Genomic DNA, 20,759 nt, shown 5'->3' with positions numbered 1-20,759 from the left:
GTCGAAAAATCTGTAAGACAGCTTTACAGATATTACAACACTTAAAAGCTAGTGGAGGAAAAAGTGAGTGTGACGCGCAGGGAGCATGATTTGCTCGGAACGAAGGAAATTCCGGCTGATGTCTATTGGGGTGTGCACACGGCGCGCGCCGTGGAAAACTTCAAGATCACCGGGGTGACCGTTGGCCATAACCCCTATCTTGTCAGGGGACTGGCCTATGTGAAGGAGGCGGCCGCACGCGCAAATCACGAACTCGGCCTGCTCGACAAGGAGCGCATGGAAGCGATCGCGGAGGCCTGCCGCGAAATCCGCGCCGGCGCGCTGCACGAGCAATTCGTGGTGGATGAAATCCAGGGCGGAGCCGGCACCTCCACCAACATGAACGCCAACGAGGTCATTGCCAACCGTGCGCTGGAACTGCTCGGCCACGAAAAAGGCGATTATTCCCGTCTTCACCCGAATGACCATGTCAATCTCAGCCAGTCCACCAACGACGCCTATCCAACGGCGATCAATGTTGGGCTGATCGAGGCGATCGACGATCTGGCGGCCTCCATGGGTGTTCTGAAAGACGCTTTCGACCGCAAGGCGCAGGAATTTGCCGGCTTCATCAAGATCGGTCGCACCCAGCTGCAGGATGCCGTGCCGATGACACTCGGCCAGGAATTCCGCACTTTCGTGGTGATGCTCGGCGAAGATCAGGCTCGCCTGATCGAATCCGCCACATTGCTGCACGAAATCAATCTCGGCGCCACCGCCATCGGCACCGGGCTCAATGCGCCGCGCGGTTATGCCGAGCTTGCCTGCCAGCATCTGGCTGCGCTGACCGGACGGCCACTCGTCACGGCAGCAGACCTGATCGAAGCCACACAGGATCCCGGTGCATTCGTGCACCTTTCCGGCGTGCTGAAGCGCGTTGCCGTCAAGCTGTCGAAGACCTGCAACGACCTTCGCCTGCTCTCCTCCGGTCCGCGCGCCGGCATCGGCGAGATCACCCTGCCCTCCGTTCAGGCAGGTTCCAGCATCATGCCGGGCAAGATCAACCCGGTCATTCCCGAAGTGGTCAACCAGGTCGCCTATGCGGTGATCGGCAACGACATCACCATCACCATGGCGGCAGAAGCCGGGCAGCTGCAGTTGAACGCCTTTGAACCTATCATCGTGCGGGCATTGTCGCAGAGCATCAGCCAGCTCAGCGCCGCCTGCCGCACATTGGCGGAACGCTGCGTTGAGGGCATCGTCGCAAACCCCGGCATCATGGCGCAGCGCGTGGAAGAATCGATCGGTCTCGCCACCGCGCTCAATCCGCTGATCGGTTATTACGCCGCGACGGAAGTGGCGAAGGAAGCGCTTGCCAGCGGCCGCACCGTGCCGCAGGTCGTTCTGGAACGGGGTTATCTGACGGAAGCGCAATTGCAGCAGGCGCTCAGCCCGCGTCATCTTGCCAACCTGCCCGCCCTTACAGTTACGGCTGGCGAAGCCGATCTTCGCCGATGATCGTCGTCACCACCTGCTTCACCTGGCCGAGGTGAAGCTCCATTGCCTCACGCGCCTCGGGTGCTGAATTCCGCCGGATCGCCTCGACGATCCGGCGGTGCTCGAAATTCGAGGCAACACGGCGGCCCGCCATCAGATTGACCATCTCGGACTGCTGGGAAAGCGCTTCGCGGGCATCGGCCACCACCTTGGCGAATAGTCCATTGGCCGAAGCTTCCGCGATGGCGCAATGAAATTGCCCGTCAAGCAACACCCAGGGATGCGGCCTCTCTTCGGCGTCCATCCGGTCGCAGAGGTCCAGCAGGGCGGCCAGTTGGGCATCCGTCCGCCTCACTGCCGCCCAGCCGGCGGCCGGCACTTCGATGAATGGCCGGGCCTCGATCAGATCGCGGGCGGAATAGGCGCCATAATTCAATTCGGACGGCGGTGTCGGCGTCATCACATAGGTGCCGCTGCCGGTGCGGGTCTGTGTCAGTCCCAGGGTCTGAAGCGAGCGCAGCGCTTCGCGGATGATCGGCCGGCTGACACCATATCGCACCGCCAGATTGGACTCGGCAGGCAGCCGGGTACCGACCGCAAGCTGACCCGAGGTGATGGCGGAACGGATATCATCGAACACCGCTTCCGCGGCATTCTTGCGATTGATCGGCTGTGCCTCCGTTAGCCAATCCGACAACCCGCCCATCTTCAAACCCTCCGGCACCCCAATGTGATCCGCAATATCGGCGACATACGGATTCGATATGCAAGATCACGCGGCTGTCTGAAAACGAAAGGACGGCCGCCGCTCTCGCAGCTAAGCCGACCTTCCTAACATTATCCTGCCCATGGGAACAACGACGGCGGATATTTTTATGGGAGTGAGGACGTGATGCCCTCACACCGTTTCGGATATCAGGCCGTGACGTCGTGTCCTTCCGGCTTGTCATCCTCACGCGGAATACGGAACCATGCGACATAGAGCGCCGGCAGGAAAAGCAGCGTCAGCGCCGTGCCCACCACGATACCACCCATCATGGCATAAGCCATCGGCCCCCAGAAAATCTCCCGGGAGATGGGAATGAGGGCAAGTGTGGCTGCCGCTGCCGTCAGCATGATCGGCCGCATGCGGTGCTCGGTCGCTTCGATGACGGCACGCCAGGCCGAGACGCCTTCGCTTCTCAGATGCTCGATCTGCACCACGAGAATAACCGAGTTGCGGATCAGGATGCCGATCAGCGCAAGCACGCCGAGAATGGCGACGAACCCCATCGGAGCATTGGAGAAGAGCAGCGCTACCACCACGCCGATCAGGGCCGTTGGCGCCACGGCGAAGACCAGGAACAACCGGCTGAAACTTTGCAGCTGAACCATAAGGATCGTTGCCATTGCAAACAGCATCAAGGGCACCACCGCAACGATCGGCGCTTGCGAATCCGCGCTGGATTCAACCGAACCACCCGTCTCCAGCTTGTAACCCACGGGCAGCATCTTCTCGAAAGCCTCGAGTTTCGGCTTCAGCTGTTCCACAATCGTCGCAGGCTGGGTCGGGCCAATAATGGCAGCCTTGACGGTAACCGTCGGGATCCGGTCGCGACGCCAGATGGTTGGCTGTTCAAGTTCATAGCGGAAATTGGCAATGGCCGAGAGCGGTACGGCCTTGCCGTTCGTCGCCGGCAATTGCAGGTTTTGTAGGGTCTCGATGGAACCGCGCTCCGCAAGTTGCGCCCGCGCCACCACATTGACGAGATAGATGTCATCCCGAACCTGGGTAACGGTGGAGCCCTCGACAATGCTGTTCATGGCATTAGCGATATCTTCCGAGGAAACACCGAGCTGGCGGGCCTTGTCCTGGAGAACATCGACCTTGACCACACGCGTCGGCTCGTTCCAGTCCATGACCAGATTGGACAGCAGCCGGTGTTCGCCGACAATGCCCGACAATTGCTGCCCGAGCTCGCGGACTTTCTGGATGTCGGGGCCGCTCAGGCGATATTGCACCGGTTTGCCGACCGGTGGGCCGATATCGAGCAATTTCACGAAGGCGTCGGTGCCGGTGAATGTCCGGTCGAGGTAATCCTGCAACTCGGCACGCACCTTGTCACGCACATCCAGCCCCTTGGTGACGATGACCGTCTGGCCAAAGGTCACATCAGGCGTCTGCACGTCGAAGGACAGGATGAAACGCGGTGCGCCTTCACCGACATAGGTTGTCCAGTGATCGATATCCGTATTTTTCGCCAGCATTTCCTGTTCGAACTGTGCCATCTGCCGATTGGTTTCGGCAATCGAGCTGTTCTGCGGCAGGTTCCAGTCGACGATAAGTTCCACGCGGTCGGATGACGGGAAGAACTGCTGCTGCACCAGGCTCATGCCGCCGATGGACAGGGCAAACAACGCGACCGTGGCGACAATCGTCACCCAGCGCCAGCGCAGCGCCCGGCCGAGAAGCGAGGAAAAGGCGGAGGCAAATCGCCCCTTCTTTTCATGATGAGACTTCATCGTCTTCGGCAGGATCGTCACCCCGAGCAATGGCGTAAACAATACTGCGACGATCCACGACACGATCAGCGAAACGGCGATCACCACAAAAAGCGTGAAGGTGAATTCGCCGGCCGCACTGTTGTTGAGGCCAACGGGAATGAAGCCGGCGACGGTGACCAGCGTGCCGGTCAGCATCGGAAAGGCGGTGGAGGTATAGACATAGGTCGCTGCTTTCCTGAGATCGTCTCCAACCTCGAGCCGTGCCACCATCATCTCCACCGCAATCATCGCATCGTCGACGAGAAGTCCGAGCGCGATGATGAGCGCACCCAGCGAGATGCGTTGCAGCGAAATGCCTGTGTATTCCATGTAGACAAAGGTAATCGCCAGCACGAGCGGGATCGAGACGGCAACCACCATGCCGGCCCTGAGACCAAGGCTGATGAAGCTGATGACGAGAACGATGGCGATGGCCTCGAAAAGGGCGGAGGTAAAGCCCGAGACAGCTTCATCGACGACGGCCGGCTGGTCGGATACCCGGTGCACATCGACGCCGACAGGCAAATCTGCCACGACGCGTTTCATCTGCGCATCCAGCGCCTCGCCGAAATGCAGGAGGTTCGCGCCGGTTTTCATGCCGATTGCAAGACCGATGGCCGGCTGGCCATTAAAACGGAACAGCGAGGATGGCGGATCGACATAACCGCGCCGGATCGTCGCCACTTCCGTCAGCGGGAAGAAGCGGTTGTTGACGCGCAGATTGATGGACCGCAGGCTGTCTTCCGAGGTGAACTGGCCGCTGACGCGCAGGGCCACGCGCTCCGGCCCGGCATTGACGAAACCGGATTGCGTGACGGCGTTCTGCGATTGCAGCGTCTTGATGATCGACTGCTGATCGATGCCGAGCGCTGCGATCTGACGGGTGGAAAATTCCAGATAGATTGCCTCATCCTGCGCGCCGATGACATCGACCTTGCCGATATCGTCGACGGTCAGCACCTTCGCCCGGGCATCTTCCACGAGATCGCGCAATTGCCGCTGGCTGAGACCGTCGCTGGTGAAGGCATATATATTGCCATAGACATCACCGAAGCGGTCGTTGAAGAAGGGGCCGACGACACCAGAGGGAAACTCTCCCTTGATGTCGCCGATCATGTTGCGCACCCGCACCCAGGTGGGTTCGACGTTGCGCGCCTTGGTTTCTGGCACCAGTTCAACGAAGATCGTGGTGCGGCCGGCCACCGTCTGGCTGCGCAGATGATCGAGATTGTCGAGTTCCTCGAGCTTCTTCTCGATCCTGTCGGTCACCTGGCGGGCCACCTCCTCGGCGGAAGCGCCCGGCCATTGCGCGCTGATCACCATGGTCTTGATGGTGAAATTCGGATCTTCCTCGCGGCCGAGGTTGAGATAGGAAAAAACGCCGGCGAGAACGAAGACCAGCATGAAGTACCAGACGAGCGAACGGTGTTCGAGCGCCCAGTCGGAAAGATTGAATTTCTTCACTGACGGACCTCCTGATCGATCCTGATGGCTTGTCCATCCTTAAGCTTGTGCACCCCGGCGCTGGCAACGCGCTCGCCGGGCTTGATGCCGCCGGTAATGCGCACGCTGCCGCCCTCGGCGGGCTCGCCGTCTATCGTGACCGGACGGTAGGTCACCGTTGCCGTATCGGCATTAACGATCCAGACGCCCCAGCCAGTATCGGTTTTCAACAGTGCCGACGCGGGAAGCGTGATCTGCGGTTCGGAGGCGGCAAGCGCCAGAGCCGTGACAACGGAGCCGAGCCGGAATGCCTGCGGCGCATCCTGCAGGCTGATCTTCGTGCGGCGTGTGCGCGTTGCCGTTTCGGCTTCCGGAGCGATCTCGCGCACCACACCGGTCATGTGGATCTTTGGATCGAGTTGCAGGGCAATCTCGAAGGTCGAGCCGATTTCCAGCCGCTGCGCCGCAAATTGCGGAACATCCACCACCACGTCGCGCACTTCCGGGCGGGCGATGGTCACCACCGTCTGGCCGGCGGAAACGACCTGGCCGATTTCGCCCGAGGTGGCGGTCACCACACCGTCAAATTCCGCTCGCAGCTGCGCATAACCCAGCTGCTCCTCGGCCTTGTCAAGATTGGCGCGGGCCTTGGCGACAGAGGCGTTGGCCGTGCGCATGGCCTGTTCCGCCTCTTCCAGTGCCGCTTCCGTGCCGCTGCGGGCTTCGGCCAGCACACGCTGGCGCTGTTCCGTCGTCACCGCATTGGCCAGCTGCGCCTCGGCATTGGAAAGATCGGACTGCGCGCTTTTCACCGACAGTTCCAGCGCCAGCGGATCGATCGAGGCCACCACGTCGCCTTTCTTGACCAGATCGGCCACATCGACATTACGGGCGATGATGCGGCCGAGAACGCGAAAACCAAGATCGGTCTTAATGCGCGATTCCACCGTACCCGTCAGCCGCAATGCATCGGCCGACTTTTCTTCCACGACAACGGAAAGCACCGGGCGTGGTGCTTCAGCCGCCGCCTCCTGCTTTTCCTGGCAGGACGAGAGCGCGATTGCCGGAATGAGCAAAAACAAGCTTCTGTTTATCCTGAACATTATTGTGCCTGCCCCTTTTCATAGGCGACCTTTTCACCGGTGCGGAGAAATTTGGTCCCGACGGTGACGACGAGATCACCCGGATTGAGCCCTTCCGTGACGACGAATTGACCGGTCTCGTAATCGGCGACCTGAACCGGACGCATGGCGACTTCCGACGATCGCGGATCGACCAGCCAGACAGCGGGGACGCCATCCTGCGAGGTCATCGCCGACCACGGAAGCTCGAAAGCATCCACCTGCCTGAACCGGAAATGGCCGGAGACGGGCGCGCCGAGCGGCATGGTCATGTCGCCGTTCAGACCGACCTTGACCCGGATCGTTCCATTATCCGGATCAATCGTCGGCGAAATCTCGCGCACGGGCGCCGCAACGATTTGAGCAGGATCCGACAGGAGGCTGACATTGACGAGATTGTCGATATCGCGCTCGAGGAAGAGGGATTCGTAGACATCGAAGACCGCATCGCGCGGCCCGTCATGCGCCAGCGTGAAGACAAGCTGGGCGGCCTGCGCGACCTGGCCAACCTCGACATTGCGCGCCGTGATAACACCATCCGCATCGGCCCTGAGCTCGGTATAGGACAGCGCATCCCGCGCCGTATCGAGTTGGGCCTGCGCCGATCGCACCGCCCCTTGCGTGGTAAGCAGCGTTTCCTGAGCCTTGTCGACTGCGGAGCGCGAAGTCACCTGCGTCTTGAACAGGTTCTGCTGGCGGTCGAACGTCAGCTGCGCCTGCGTCTGCTGCGCTTCCGCCGATTGCAGGTTTGCCAAGGCGACATCAATGTCGGCCTTCTGCTCTTCGGGATCGATACGGGCGAGCAATTGTCCGGTTTTCACCCGCGCACCCACATCCACCAGCCGTTCGATGATCTTGCCGCTGACCCGGAACGACAGATCCGTCTGGACCCTTGCGCGCACTTCACCGGTGATGACGCTACCACGATCGACGGGCTTTTTCTCAGCCGCCACCACATCGACTGTGCGCAGCGGCTTTTCGGCAGGCGGTTCTTCACTATTGCAGGATGCCAGGGCGAAAATGCCGCCAAGCGCCGCCGCGATAAGGATGGTTTTCATAGTGACCTCTTGATCTTCGCCTCATCCTATAATATTTGACTAACCGAATAGTCAATGAAATTTTCATGCCGCTGATCGGGGATTTGTCCGGGGTATCGGGCCAACTCCCCCAAGTGATCATTCCCTGTTCGTCCGGCACATCCCTGCGGGCGCATCGGCAATGTTCCGGCATATTGAAGCATGCGTGCGCCTTCACAAAAATCCGTTCCGGTTTTTGCGCCGGTGCTATAGGCAACCAACACTCATTGCCGCCACTCGCGACGGACAGACAGGCACGCGCCAAAAATAAAGGAGGATCCGGGGCCATGGCGAAAGCAAAACTGACACGCGCTGAACAGAAGATACAACGTCCGCTACAAATTCTCGACGCTGCATTCGAGGAATTCACCAAAAGAGGTTTCACGGCGACGCGGGTGGAGGACATTGCCGAACGGGTGGGAGTTACGAAGGGCACGGTCTACGTCTATTTCGAGACCAAGGAGGCGCTGTTCGAGGCGATGGTCAGACATGCCTCAGTGCCGTTTCAGGAGGCTTTTAAGGCCTATACCCATAAATCCGACGACCCCGTCGAGGAGCTTCGCTCGCTGCTAGAATTCCTGTTCGACGCCTTGGTCGACAACCGAAAAATGCGCGAACTGTTCCGCCTGATCGTCGCGGAAGGCGCAAAATTTCCTGAACTCATCGACCAGCACCACGACACGTTGATGGTCCCGGTTTTCGCGCGCATCGATGCGATCCTGAATGAGGGCGTGGCGAAGAAAAGATTCAGGGCCAACCCCCCGGAACTCGCCAAGGTGGTGATGTCGCCCATGGTCGGAACATTGGTGTTCCGGCTGATCTTCGACGACAGGCGCAGCCTGGACAAGCGCGCCGTCCTGACGATCCATCTGGAGCTGATCATGCGCGGTCTACTGGCCTGATCGCCACAACCGGTCATCGCATCCCAGTATCGGAGCTATTCCTGGCTTTCGAGCCGGTATCGCGAACCAGGATACAGCAACCGAACCGACGTCACTGCGCGGCTCGACGACCAGGTTCGACGGCGCACGAGAAGGCAAGGCTCATTTCGGCTGATGGCCATCAATTTGCATTCCCAGGGCTGGGGTGATGCTGCCTCGATGAATTGCTCCGTCCGGGAAATGGGTGCCGCCGCCGTCAGATAGGCATTGGGCGTGAGCGTCGTGAAATCCTGCATCAGATAATCCGGTGCGATCTCGGCATTCACGAAACGATCCTCCAATTGGATTGGCACGTCGTCCTCGTGGTGGACGATGATGGAATGAAAGACCTTCGTTCCTACACCAATCTCCAGCGCCGTTGCGAGATCGGGGCCGCAAACTTCCGTCTGGGCGAGTATCAGGCTCGGTCGATGCGTCGACCCGCGCTCCTTGATCTCGTCAGCGATGTTGCGCACACCCATCAAGCCGGCGCTTCGTTTTTTCGGAGCGACGAAGGATCCACGCCCCTGAACACGAACGATCACCCCCTCGGTTGCCAGCTCCCGCAACGCTCGGTTTGCAGTCATGCGGCTGACACCCAGCATGTCGACCATCTCGTTTTCCGAAGGTATCCTGTGGTTCGTCAACCACTGTCCACTGGCGATCTTTTCCTTGATCTGTTCTTTAACGCGCTCGTACAGCGGCAGGGAGGAGCGATCGCCCGAAACAGGAAATTCGCTTTCGATGACGGGCAGCATTGAAACTCCTAAAAATCGGGCGACTGCACAAAACGCAGCCAGAATCTGCACGAGCACAAAATTATCACATCCTATCTTGCTTGTCTTATGCAAATGTGTGAAGTTACATATACAACTTGAGGGGAAAATAATGGCGAGCGAAGACTCGATCTCTAGCAGCCGCAAGTCAGCCGTTGACGATCGGGGCGATAGCCCCGCGCCTGCCCAGCGCCGTGGCAGGAGCTTTCCTGACAAAGCCGGCAAGGTGCAAGAGGGCGAGCAGGGTCGACGCGCGCGCGAAGATCATTCTCTCCAAAGCCGGCTCACCGTATGCGCCGGAGATGCGACGTTTCCAGAATACCTGACCACCTCAAATACCGCGAAGTTGTATAGTGAACTTTCAACAAGCCGCTTCAATGCAAGCAGCGGATTGCACCTTGATTCGATGACGAGCGGCCTCCGCGACAATCGTCTGATCGGCGCGCCCTGCTAAACCTCAAAACGCATGCCAGCAATTTGCCAATCATCAAACCAAAAGGGGAATGCAATGCTGAATTCAAAACTGAAAATCGCGCTGGCCACGACCGCGCTTGTCATGGGAGCATATGCCGGCGCCGCCAGGGCGGAAGGCTATTGCAGCGCCGGAAAAACCATCACCTTCGCCGGCATCGACTGGGAAAGCGGCTCCTTCATAACCGAGGTCATGAAGGAGATTCTGTCCAAGGGGTATGATTGCAAGGTCGATTCCATTCCCGGCAATTCCGTGACGCTTGAACAGGCGACCGCCAATAACGACGTGCAGATTTTCGCCGAAGAATGGATCGGCCGCTCCGATGTCTGGAACAAGGCCGCCGAAGCCGGTCAGGTGAAGTCGGTCGGCAAGACCTTCGTGGGTGCGGCCGAAGGCTGGTTCGTGCCGGAATATCTGGTCAAGGGCGACCCCGCCAAAGGTATCGAAGCGAAGGCCCCGGATCTGAAGAGCGTCGACCAGCTTTCCGATCCGAAGATCGTCGAATTGTTCAAGGATCCGGAAGAGCCGACCAAGGGCCGCTTCCTCAATTGCCCGTCGGGCTGGACCTGCGAAGGCGTCAACACCGCCAAGCTTCAGGCTTACAAACTTGACGGAAATTATGTGAACTTCCGCCCCGGCACCGGCACGGCGCTAGATGCCGCAATCGCCGCCGGCTACCTCCAGGGCGAGCCGATGCTGTTCTATTACTGGAGCCCGACGGCGATCATGGGCAAATACAAGCTCATCCAGCTGCAGGAGCCCGCCTATAGCGAATCCTGCTGGAAGGAGCTGACAAGCGCGGATGGAAAACGCGATACCGGCTGCGCCTTCCCCTCCGTCGAGGTGGCCTATGGCGTGAACAGCACCTTTGCGAAGGATGCCCCGGAAATCATCGCAATCCTTGAAAAGGCGACCTTCCCGCTGACGGAAATCAACGCCAGCCTCGCCTATATGACGGACAAGCAGGTCGATGCGACGGCCGCCGCCAAGACCTTCCTGCAGACCAAGGCCGATATCTGGGGTGGCTGGGTTTCGGCCGACGCCAAGGCGCGTATCGAAGCTGCCGTTAAGTAATGTTGGCAGGCGCGCCGGTCTTCCGGCGCGCATTTTCCCGTCAGGACAGGGGCCAGTTCCGGGAACAGGGACCGGCATGCGCGAGGACTACACCGATGTTTCCTGAAGTTTTCCATATTTCCATCCGCGGCCCAATCAATGAAATCGTGCGCTCGCTGGTGGTGAACTACGGCTATGTTTTCAAGGCGATCTCGCAGACGATCCTGCAGGCGATCCTCTTCGTGGAATGGGCTCTGCGCGGACTGCCGTGGTGGGCCATTTTTCTGGTCTTTCTGGTGCTCGCCTGGTTCGCCGCGAAAAAGATTTCGCTGGTCATCATGGTCGCCGTCATGCTGTTCATCGTCGGCGCGCTCGGTCTCTGGGACCTGACGATGCAGACACTGGCGCTGATGCTGATTGCCAGCCTCATCTCCATCGTCATCGGCGTGCCCATCGGCATCCTGCTTGCGAAAAGCGAATGGGCGCGGCGCATCACCCTGCCGATCCTCGATGTCATGCAGACCATGCCGAGCTTCGTCTATCTCATCCCCGCCATCATGCTGTTCGGCCTCGGCAAGGTCCCGGCCGTGCTGGCCACCATCGTTTATGCCGCGCCGCCACTGATCCGCCTGACCGATCTCGGTATTCGGCAGGTGGACCGGGAAGTGGTGGAGGCCGCGACCGCCTTTGGCGGTAGCCCGAGACAGATCCTTTTCGGTGTCGAACTGCCGCTTGCCACAGCGACCATCATGGCCGGTCTCAACCAGACGATCATGATGGCACTCTCCATGGTCGTCGTCGCCTCGATGATCGGCGCGCGCGGTCTCGGTGAGCAAGTGCTGAACGGCATCCAGACACTTGATGTCGGCAAGGGCCTCGAAGCAGGTCTCGGCATCGTTATTCTCGCAATCGTGCTCGATCGCATCACGCAGAGTTTTGGCCAATCCAGCCGGAAGGAAATGGGCAATGACTGATATCCATATCCGCAACGTGTCCAAGATATTCGGCGGCAACTGGAAAGCTGCGCTGAGCATGGCCCAGCAGGGCGCAGAGAAAAGTGCAATCCTGGCAAAGACGGGATGCAGTGTCGGCCTCGATAATGTCAGCCTCGACATCGAAGCCGGCCGCATTTTTGTGATCATGGGTCTGTCCGGCTCGGGCAAGTCGACGCTCGTCCGTCACATCAACCGCCTGATCGAACCGACAAGCGGCGAGATTCTCGTCGGCGGAGACAATGTTCTCGCCCTCAAGGCGAAGGAGCTGCGGGATTTCCGCAACCGTCGCGTCAGCATGGTGTTCCAGAATTTCGGCCTGATGCCGCACCGTACCGTGTTGCAGAACGTCGTTTATGGCCAGCGCGTGCGCGGGTTGACCAAGGCGGATGCGCGGCCCATCGGCATGAAATGGATCGAGACCGTCGGCCTTTCCGGCTATGAGGACAAGTTTCCGCACCAGCTTTCCGGCGGTATGAAACAGCGTGTCGGTCTCGCCCGGGCGCTCGCGGCCGACACCGATGTCATCCTTATGGATGAGGCCTTTTCGGCGCTCGACCCATTGATCCGCGCCGACATGCAGGACCAGCTGCTGCAGCTTGAGAAGAACCTGCACAAGACCATCGTGTTCATTACCCACGATCTCGACGAGGCGCTTCGCATCGGTGCGCAGATCGCGATCCTGAAGGACGGCAAGCTGGTACAGGTCGGAACTCCCGACCAGATTCTCAACAGCCCCGCAAACGACTATGTCGCCCGTTTCGTCGAACGTCGCGCGGGTGCGGCGGGAGAAAGCCGGCATGGCTGATACGGTCACCATCGATCGCCCTCTCACCTGGCAGCAGATCGCCGCGGTCGCAAAGGGTGCGACGCTTTACCTGTCGGATGATGCCTGGCAACGTATCGCCCGGGCGCGCGCCATTGTCGATGCGCTCGTCGAAAAGCGTGTGCGTGGTTATGGCATCAATACCGGTGTGGGTGCGCTCTGCGATGTGATCGTGGATATTCCCCAGCAGCAGGCCCTCTCCCGCAATATCCTGCTCAGCCACTCCTGCGGCGTCGGCGAACCGCTGGGGCGCGAAGAAACACGCGCGATCATGGCCGCCCAGATCAACAACTTCGCGCATGGTTATTCCGGCGTGCAGGTGGAGACGGTGAAAACGCTACTGGCCCTGCTGAATGGCGATATTCTTCCCGTCATTCCCTCGAAGGGTTCGGTGGGTTATCTAACCCATGCCGCGGCCATCGGCCTTGTGCTGATCGGCGAAGGCCGGGTCCGCCATCAGGGCGAATTGATCAGCGGCCGGCAGGGGCTCGAAGCACTCGGCCTTGAACCCATCGTTTTGCGAGCGAAAGAAGGCCTAAGCCTCGTCAATGGCACACCCTGCGCCACCGGCCTTGCCAGCCTTGCGCTTGCCCGCACGAGCCGCCTGCTTGACTGGGCCGATGCGGCGGCAGCCATGAGCTATGAAAACCTTGGCGCACAGGCAGATCCCTTCGCCGCCGGGCCGCTGGCGCTGCGCGTCTCGCCCGGTATCCAGACCGTTGGCGAAAACCTGCGTCGCCTTTTAGTGGCAAGCCCGCTTCTCGCCCGGTCGGCCGGGTCGCGCACGCAGGACCCGCTCAGCCTGCGCGCCGTGCCGCAGGTGCATGGCGCCGTGCGCGACAGCGCGGCGCAGAGTGCTGATGTCGTGAACCGCGAGCTCGCAAGCGTCACCGACAACCCGGTCGTCGCCGGGACACCGCAGGCACCCGAGGTTCATTCCCAGGCCCACGCCGTCGGCGCGGCACTTGGGCTCGCCATGGATGGGCTGGCAACGGCGGCCGCCGAACTCGCCGCGATTTCCGAGCGTCGTATCGACCGGCTCGTTAATCCGCTTGTCAGCAGATTGCCCGCTTTTCTCGCGGATGGTGACGGCGTCTGCTCCGGTTTCATGATCATCCAGTATACGGCCGCAGCGCTTGTCGCGGAAAACCGCCGCCTCGCCGCTCCCGCCAGCCTCGCTGGCGGCATCACCTCCGCATTACAGGAGGATCTACTGACGCACGCCACCGCCGCTGCCGACAAGACGCTGTCGATTATCGGCAATCTGGAAACCATTCTGGCGATCGAGATCATGTGCGCGGCACAGGCTTACGATATGCAGCCCGATGAGAGCCGCCGCGCGCCCGGCACCGATGTACTCTACCACCGCGTCCGGACGACGACGCCGTTTTACCGCGACGACCGCCCGCTCAACGATATGGTGGCAGCAGTGCAGGAAATGCTGCAAAGAGCGGATGCGATTGAAAGCCTTCCCTGAAGGCGACCATCGCATCCTCGATCTTTCGCTGATACTCTACCGGCACACCCCTAATTCTTCTTGAGGCTTCCCGACAACGGGCGTGCCATGGGAGTGTGACGGCCGCTTTGCAAAGCAGTCTTCACACCGTGAAAAAACATCTGATGTCCCTGACGAAAAATGTGCGCTGCACAAATTTCGGAGGAATGGGCATGAAATTCGGATTTTTAGATACATATCATCCAGAGAAATTCGTCTAAAACTCTCCCAACTCAAGGAGAGACACCATGACGGACACAACATCACAGTTCGACGGGGCAGAGATCGTGCTGGAGGCCGCCGAGGAGCCGGCATGGACCGCAGCGACATGGTTCGCGGTCCTTTCGATGGCGGCCACCAGCTTTGCACTCGTATCGGCCGAGTTCCTGCCGGCGGGCCTTCTGACGCCCATGGCGCGCGATCTTGGAATTACCGAGGGAACGGCGGGGCAGGTCGTCACGGCCACGGCCTCGGTAGGCGCCGTGACGGCGCTGTTCAGTAACGTTCTCATCGGCAAATTGAACCGCAAAACCGTGCTTGTCGGTCTTAGCGCGCTGGCAATCGGCTCCAATATCCTTGCATCATTCGCGACCGATTTCTGGCTGTTGCTGGTCGGTCGGGCAGGACTTGGGATCGCGCTGAGCGGTTTCTGGGCGCTCTCGGTTGCGGTTGTGGCGCGGCTCGTCGGGGCGAACGCAACCGGGCGCGGCATGGCCATCGTCACCCTCGGTGTCTCGCTCGCCACGATAGCGGCGCCTTCCATGGGGGCGTTGATCAGCGACTGGGTGGGATGGCGGGTCGCCATGTCGATGACGGCGGGACTTGCCGCCATTGCCATGCTGCTGCAGATTCTGAGCCTGCCAACGCTGCCGGCAAGCACAAGCAACAGTCTCGCCGATGTTTTCCGGCTGACGCGGCGGCCGAGCGTTCAGCTTGGGATGCTTGCCATCCTGCTGCTGATGACGGGCCATTTCGCCGGCTCCGTCTATGTCCGTCCGTTCCTCGAACAGGTCACACATCTCGATACCACGCCGATCGCACTCGCCCTGCTCGGGTTCGGCGTGGCCTCGGTGCTCGGCAATGTCGCGGGTGGCCGGATGGCCGACAACAGCATTCGCCTGGCGCTCGCAGTCACTGCCGCTCTGATGGGATTTGCCGCGCTCTTCCTGGTGTTCTGGGGCGCGCATACCAGTGCCGCTTTTGCGCTCGTCGCACTCTGGGGTTTTGCCTTCGGCATGGCGCCAGTGGTCCTGCCGACGAACCTGTCTCGCGGCGCGCCGGATGCACTTGAAGCGGCAGGCAGCCTGATGGTGGTGTCTTTTCAGGTAGCCATCAGTATTGGTGCAGTTTTCGGTGGTTACATCGTTGATTATTACGGCGCCACCGCCCCACTGTCCCTGACCGCAGTGCTGGCTGCAGCAACGCTTGCCCTTGTATTGGTGCAGCGGCGCCGCTGATCTCCCGGCGATGATCGCCAATGAAATGAACAGTGTCCAACGCCTGCCGTGATGGCGCGAGAATTCAGGATATTCTCGCGCCATCACGGCAGGCGAACGACATTCTATCGCCCAGCCGCTGCTTTTTTCTCCCGCAAGGATGTCGAGGTGAGACTGCCGGCTTGAGATGGTGTCCAGCAGAGGGTATCAGGTGCTCCGGTCCTCGCCGGACCTTCGGCAAGCAACAAGGTATATCCTGACATGACCCCCGACTTCCTCGTCACCCATTCCGGCGGCTTTCACGCCGACGAACTGCTGTCCAGCGTCGTGTTGACACGGCTTTTTCCGCAGGCCCGGCTCGTCCGCAGCAGAGCCCCCGAATGGATAACGCCTGGTGCAGACCGCATCATCTACGACGTGGGCGGCGCTTATGACGCCGAAAAATGCATTTTCGATCACCATCAGCGTGGTGCGCCGCTGCGCGAGGACGGCCAGCCCTATAGTTCGTTCGGCCTGATCTGGAAGCATTTCGGACGCGACTACCTTGCCACATCAGGCATTCCTGACGACCATATCGAAACTCTGCACGCGTCTTTCGATGCAGGATTTGTATTGCCGGTGGATCTGGTCGATAACGGCGCCCTCAGCCCCTCCATTGCCGGACCACTTGCCGGGCTCACGCTGCCCGTCCTGCTGGAGACTTTAAAGCCTGTCTTCGACGACACCGATCCCGAAGCGGATGATCGCGGTTTTATAGCCGCGCTGGCAGTCGCGCGCAGCTTCGTCGAGGCGAAACTGGCCACAGGCGCTGCCAAATTGCGCGCCGAAGCACTGGTGCAGAAGGCGATCGCCGATACTGGCGAAGGGCATATCCTTGAGCTGCCGATGGGCATGCCATTTCGGTCCGCCATCGTAAAAGCCGGCGCCGACCACCTGCTCTTTGTCGTCCATCCCCGGGACAACGATTGGTGCCTTACTGGCATCCGCCGCGCGGATGAAGGTTTTGAACTGCGAGCCGACCTGCCAGCGGCCTGGGCCGGCCTGACGGGCAAAGAGTTGGAAGCGGTTTGTGGCGTCGAAGGCGCGAGCTTCTGCCACAATGGCCGCTTTATCGCCGCAGCCAAAACCCGCGACGCGATTTTGGCCATGGCGGAACTGGCAGTGAAAGAGGCTCTCGCCTCCGCGCAAACAACAGCGGCGAAGCAATAACATTGTGCACAAGCTAAACGGTTGCCGTCCGGTTCTTTTCAGGCGGATGGCGACCGTTTCACACCCTTGTGGCAGGCGCGCTCAGGGCCGCGGTCAGGACATGTCCAAAGCAAGGGTCAGGTCGGCGATAAGATCATCGGGATGTTCGATGCCGATCGACAGGCGGATCGTGGAATCAAGTACACCAATGCGCTGGCGAACATCGGCGGGAACGCCTGAATGCGTCATCGTTGCGGGGTGAGACGCGAGGGATTCCGTACCGCCGAGGCTCACGGCAAGTTTGAATATGGTCAGCGCATTGAGGAATTTGAAAGACGCCGGCTGCCCGCCAACAATGTCGAACGAGAAGGTCGATCCCGCACCGGAGCATTGAGCGGCAAACACCTTGCCGACTGCGGATGCCGGATCGCTGAACGGCAAATAGTGAATTTTCTCGACCTTCGGATGCGCTTTCAGGAATTCCGCAACAATTTTCGCGTTGCTGTTTGCCCGCTCCATTCGGATTTGCAGCGTCTCGAGGGAACGTCCGAGCATCCAGCAGGAGTGCGGATCGAGCTGCGTGCCGATTGCTCCGCGCAGCGCCTTCACCTGCTTCATGACATCCTTCCGCCCGAGCGCCGCCCCGGCGATGAGGTCGGAATGCCCGCCGACGTATTTCGTGAGCGAATAGAGCGAAATATCGGCGCCGTGCTCGATGGGCTGCTGGAAAACTGGGCCGAGAAGGGTGTTGTCGCAGGCGATGATCGGTCTGTGGCCTTGTTTTTCGCCGATCACGTCAGCGACACGCCTCATCATCGCAACATCGACAATGCTATTTGTCGGGTTGGCCGGCGTTTCGATCAGAATGACCGACACCCTGCCCTTCGCCATCGCGGTCTCTGCGGCGGCCATCACCGATGCCTCGCTGACACCGTCGGCAAAACCCACCGCCGAGACGCCAAAATTATGGAAGGTCTTTGCCAGCAGCGTCTCAGTGCCGCCATACAGCGGCTGGGAATGGAGCACGGTGTCACCGGGCCGGACGAAGGCGAAAAGCGTCGTTGAAATGGCGGACATGCCGGACGAGAAAAGCGCACAACTCTCCGTACGTTCGTAAACGGCAAGGCGATCCTCGACAATTTCGCTGTTGGGGTGGTTGAAACGGGAGTAAACGAGACCCGCACCCTTGCCCGCCGGCGGCTCCTTGCGGCCGGAAACGTAGTCGAAGAAGTCACGCCCGTCCTCTGCCGATTTGAAGACGAAGGTCGACGTCAGGAATACCGGGGGCTTGACGGCACCCTCCGACAATTCCGGATCATACCCGTAATTGAGCATCTGGGTTTCAGGATGGAGGGCGTGGTTGCCGATATGGGTTTTGGACGGATGCGGCGCGGTCATTTCCGATGATCCCTCAGCTGGCGTTGAACTGGTTGCAGGTTACACGCGATGGAACCAAAATATCTTGCATTCTGGAGCGTGGAAATGTCTCTTGAAGCAAGATATTGCGGAGAATGAACGTTTATGTCGCAGAAAATTGCGGATCCGATCGACAGGCGGATACTGAGAGAATTGTCAGCTGACGCGAGAATCACGAACAACGAACTCGCCGAGCGGGTCGGGCTGTCAGCATCGGCATGTTTGCGACGGCTTCGGCGGCTGGAGGAACTGGGCGTTATCAAGGGTTACTCCGCCATCATCGATCCGGCGTTCGAGGGATGGACGATGACGGCTCTCGCGTCCGTCCGCCTCAGCCGTCAGCACGATGACGAAATCCGGATGTTTGAGGCGGCCGTTCTTGACTGGGCGGAGGTTCTCGAATGTCATCTGGTCACGGGTTCGAGGGATTACATGCTCAAGATCATGTGCGGCGGGCTGGATGATTACGAGCGTTTCATCAAGGAAAAGATCGCAAAGCTGAAATGCGTCGACACCATTGAGACCAGCTTCGTAATGAACACGATCAAGGCGCGTCGCATCTGATTACTCCGATCCTGGCGCTCCGGGTGGAGCAATGTGAAATGCGGAACTTCGGCTGTCGGACCGATCCCTATTCTACCTTTCTTCCGCCTTTGACGAAATCAATGAAGGCGCGAAGAGGTGCGGGCACCAGGCGGCGACCGGGGTAATAGAGATAGGGCCCCGAAAAGCTCAGCCACCAGGGCTCCAGCAATGGCTCAAGTGCGCCGCTCGCCAGATGCGGTTCCAGCCAATCTTCGAAGAGATAGATGACACCCATGCCCGCAATGGCGGCGCTGACGCCGAGATCCGTGCCTCCGCCAGATTGCACGAGAAGCTGGCCCGGCGGATCGATGATCATCGTCTCGCCGTCCCGCTCGAATTCCCACGGGGGGATTGCCCGGCTGGCGAAACGACCCCGGATGCATGCATGCTCAAGGAGTTCCCGCGGATGGGTGGGGCGCCCTCGCGCTGCAATGTAGCCCGGTGCTGCGGCAAGCGCGAAGCGCTGTGCGCGCGGACCAATCGGCACGGCAATCATGTCCTGTTCAAGCCGCTCATCATAGCGGATACCGGCGTCGCAGCCGGCGGAAATGATGTCGACAAAATTTTCGTCGGTGAGGATTTCCAGGCGGATATCCGGATAGGCTGCCAGAAAAGGCGGAACGATGTCAGGCAGAACCAGCCGGGCGGCACTGACGGGAACGTTGAGCTTCAGCGAGCCGGCCACCTGGTCCCGGTCGCCACTTATCTGGTCGAGCGCCGAGCGGATTTCGGCAAAGGCGGGATCCACCCGGCGAAGCAGTTCCGCGCCGGCTTCGGTTGGCAGAACGCTGCGGGTCGTGCGGTTCAGCAGGCGCACCCCGAGTTCGTTTTCAAGACGCTTGATCGCATCGCTCAGCGCCGACGAACTCATACCACTCGCACGGGCAGCCTGGCGGAAACCACTGGCGCGGGCGACCAGCAGGAATGCGCCGATATCGTTGAAGTCCGGCATGACTGTATCCCTCTGCGGCGTCTATATTGTCCGGAATGACGGACAGGCTGTTCTGACTATAGCGAATTGTGACTCCAATGACATCGCCTCTATAGTGGGGACAGACACAGCGGAGAAAGCTCAAATGTCGACACTCGACCAGTCTGGAACTTTTCACCTTGCAGGCCGCAATATCAGGCGGCTGGGCTATGGCGCGATGCAGTTAGCCGGTAAAGGCGTCTTCGGCCCTCCGAAAGATCGCGAGGAAGCGATCGCGGTACTTCGGGAAGCCGTGGATAGCGGCGTCAATCATATTGATACGAGCGATTTCTACGGCCCCCATATTACCAATCAGATTATTCGCGAGGCACTGCATCCCTATGCGGATGACCTTCTTATCGTCACAAAGGTTGGTGCGACCCGGGGTGAGGATGCCTCCTGGAATGCGGCTTTCTCGAAGGAAGAGCTCACCCAGGCAGTTCACGACAATCTTCGCAATCTGGGTAAGGAGGTACTCGATGTCGTCAATCTCCGGGCCATGTTCGACGTTCACGGCCCTGCCGAGGGATCGCTCGCTGCACCGCTTGAAGTTCTGGCAGACCTGCAACGGCAGGGGTTGATCCGGCATATCGGTGTATCGAACGTGACGCCGCGACAGATCACGGAAGCCGGTGAAATCGTGGAGATCGTCTGCGTGCAGAACCAATATAATCTGGCGCATCGACAGGACGATGCCCTGATAGACACGCTCGCAGCACAGGGCATCGCCTATGTTCCATTCTTCCCGCTCGGTGGCTTTTCTCCGCTGCAATCGACAGTGCTCTCAGACGTCGCTACGCAAATGGACGCGTCGCCGCTGCAGGTGGCTCTCGCCTGGCTCCTGAAGCGATCCAGCAATATTCTGGTTATTCCTGGAACGTCTTCGCGCGTGCATCTGCGACAGAACCTTGCGGCTGCATCTCTTGATCTTCCGGACAGTGCCATGACCGCTCTTGCGGCGATCGGCGGATGAATTCTCCACAGTTTCGGG

Annotated in this window: 18 protein-coding genes; 11 read left to right on the top strand and 7 right to left on the bottom strand. The window is 60.0% G+C overall.

Features of this window, described 5'->3' with window-relative positions; genetic code table 11:
* Positions 1-63: 63 nt before the first annotated feature.
* Entirely contained in the window at positions 64-1,497 is a 1,434-nt protein-coding gene (locus tag GSF67_RS19610; RefSeq protein WP_244399852.1) for an aspartate ammonia-lyase, read from the top strand.
* Here GSF67_RS19610 and GSF67_RS19605 read toward each other — a convergent pair.
* The 4 genes from GSF67_RS19605 to GSF67_RS19590 all read right to left on the bottom strand — a co-directional run bounded on the left by GSF67_RS19605 (position 1,466) and on the right by GSF67_RS19590 (position 7,621).
* Positions 1,466-2,182, bottom strand: a complete 717-nt coding sequence (locus GSF67_RS19605; RefSeq protein ID WP_006313424.1) for a FadR/GntR family transcriptional regulator — start codon at positions 2,180-2,182, stop codon at positions 1,466-1,468. The genes GSF67_RS19610 and GSF67_RS19605 overlap by 32 nt on opposite strands.
* Positions 2,183-2,391: 209 nt before the next feature.
* Positions 2,392-5,463, bottom strand: a complete 3,072-nt coding sequence (locus GSF67_RS19600; RefSeq protein ID WP_006313423.1) for an efflux RND transporter permease subunit — start codon at positions 5,461-5,463, stop codon at positions 2,392-2,394.
* Positions 5,460-6,545, bottom strand: a complete 1,086-nt coding sequence (locus GSF67_RS19595) for an efflux RND transporter periplasmic adaptor subunit (protein WP_035215537.1) — start codon at positions 6,543-6,545, stop codon at positions 5,460-5,462. Before GSF67_RS19595 ends, GSF67_RS19600 begins: the two co-directional genes overlap by 4 nt.
* On the bottom strand, positions 6,545-7,621 hold the full coding sequence (locus tag GSF67_RS19590; RefSeq protein WP_006313421.1) for an efflux RND transporter periplasmic adaptor subunit: 1,077 nt from the start codon (positions 7,619-7,621) through the stop codon (positions 6,545-6,547). Before GSF67_RS19590 ends, GSF67_RS19595 begins: the two co-directional genes overlap by 1 nt.
* A 305-nt stretch (positions 7,622-7,926) precedes the next feature.
* Between GSF67_RS19590 and GSF67_RS19585 the strand changes: the two genes are divergently transcribed.
* The gene (locus GSF67_RS19585; RefSeq protein ID WP_006313420.1) at positions 7,927-8,541 is read left to right on the top strand and encodes a TetR/AcrR family transcriptional regulator; all 615 of its coding nucleotides are present in this window, start codon (positions 7,927-7,929) and stop codon (positions 8,539-8,541) included.
* Positions 8,542-8,576: 35 nt separating this feature from the next.
* Here the strand turns inward: GSF67_RS19585 and hutC are convergent, their stop codons facing one another.
* On the bottom strand, positions 8,577-9,317 hold the full coding sequence (gene hutC, locus GSF67_RS19580; protein WP_006313419.1) for a histidine utilization repressor: 741 nt from the start codon (positions 9,315-9,317) through the stop codon (positions 8,577-8,579).
* 130 nt (positions 9,318-9,447) lie between these two features.
* Here hutC and GSF67_RS19575 point away from each other — a divergent pair, with 130 nt between their 5' ends.
* The 7 genes from GSF67_RS19575 to GSF67_RS19545 all read left to right on the top strand — a co-directional run bounded on the left by GSF67_RS19575 (position 9,448) and on the right by GSF67_RS19545 (position 16,818).
* Positions 9,448-9,789, top strand: coding sequence for a hypothetical protein (locus tag GSF67_RS19575; protein WP_176072069.1), 342 nt, complete (start codon positions 9,448-9,450; stop codon positions 9,787-9,789).
* Between the two features lie 54 nt (positions 9,790-9,843).
* A complete protein-coding gene (locus tag GSF67_RS19570; protein ID WP_006313417.1) occupies positions 9,844-10,881 on the top strand; it encodes an ABC transporter substrate-binding protein in 1,038 nt (345 codons plus the stop codon).
* Positions 10,882-10,976: 95 nt separating this feature from the next.
* Positions 10,977-11,834, top strand: coding sequence for a proline/glycine betaine ABC transporter permease (locus GSF67_RS19565; protein WP_006313416.1), 858 nt, complete (start codon positions 10,977-10,979; stop codon positions 11,832-11,834).
* Positions 11,827-12,660 carry a glycine betaine/L-proline ABC transporter ATP-binding protein gene (locus GSF67_RS19560; protein WP_006313415.1) on the top strand — a complete coding sequence of 278 codons (834 nt, stop codon included), beginning with the start codon at positions 11,827-11,829 and terminating at the stop codon, positions 12,658-12,660. The genes GSF67_RS19565 and GSF67_RS19560 overlap by 8 nt, the downstream gene beginning before the upstream one ends.
* Entirely contained in the window at positions 12,653-14,155 is a 1,503-nt protein-coding gene (gene hutH, locus GSF67_RS19555; RefSeq protein WP_006313414.1) for a histidine ammonia-lyase, read from the top strand. The genes GSF67_RS19560 and hutH overlap by 8 nt, the downstream gene beginning before the upstream one ends.
* Before the next feature lie 266 nt (positions 14,156-14,421).
* Positions 14,422-15,630, top strand: a complete 1,209-nt coding sequence (locus tag GSF67_RS19550; RefSeq protein ID WP_006313412.1) for an MFS transporter — start codon at positions 14,422-14,424, stop codon at positions 15,628-15,630.
* 240 nt (positions 15,631-15,870) lie between these two features.
* Entirely contained in the window at positions 15,871-16,818 is a 948-nt protein-coding gene (locus GSF67_RS19545) for an MYG1 family protein (RefSeq protein ID WP_006313411.1), read from the top strand.
* A gap of 93 nt (positions 16,819-16,911) precedes the next feature.
* Here the strand turns inward: GSF67_RS19545 and GSF67_RS19540 are convergent, their stop codons facing one another.
* Positions 16,912-18,195 carry a cystathionine gamma-synthase family protein gene (locus GSF67_RS19540; RefSeq protein ID WP_006313410.1) on the bottom strand — a complete coding sequence of 428 codons (1,284 nt, stop codon included), beginning with the start codon at positions 18,193-18,195 and terminating at the stop codon, positions 16,912-16,914.
* Between the two features lie 123 nt (positions 18,196-18,318).
* Between GSF67_RS19540 and GSF67_RS19535 the strand changes: the two genes are divergently transcribed.
* Positions 18,319-18,777, top strand: coding sequence for an Lrp/AsnC family transcriptional regulator (locus GSF67_RS19535; protein ID WP_006313409.1), 459 nt, complete (start codon positions 18,319-18,321; stop codon positions 18,775-18,777).
* A gap of 67 nt (positions 18,778-18,844) precedes the next feature.
* Here GSF67_RS19535 and GSF67_RS19530 read toward each other — a convergent pair whose 3' ends face one another.
* Positions 18,845-19,750, bottom strand: coding sequence for a LysR family transcriptional regulator (locus tag GSF67_RS19530; RefSeq protein WP_006313408.1), 906 nt, complete (start codon positions 19,748-19,750; stop codon positions 18,845-18,847).
* A gap of 124 nt (positions 19,751-19,874) precedes the next feature.
* Between GSF67_RS19530 and GSF67_RS19525 the strand changes: the two genes are divergently transcribed.
* Positions 19,875-20,741, top strand: coding sequence for an aldo/keto reductase family oxidoreductase (locus GSF67_RS19525; protein WP_006313407.1), 867 nt, complete (start codon positions 19,875-19,877; stop codon positions 20,739-20,741).
* Positions 20,742-20,759: the final 18 nt, after the last annotated feature.

This window comes from Agrobacterium sp. CGMCC 11546 (assembly GCF_013365515.1).
Lineage (GTDB): Bacteria > Pseudomonadota > Alphaproteobacteria > Rhizobiales > Rhizobiaceae > Agrobacterium > Agrobacterium fabrum.
The sequence above is the reverse complement of the archived record's forward strand: the minus strand, read 5'-3'. Positions and strand labels throughout refer to the sequence as shown.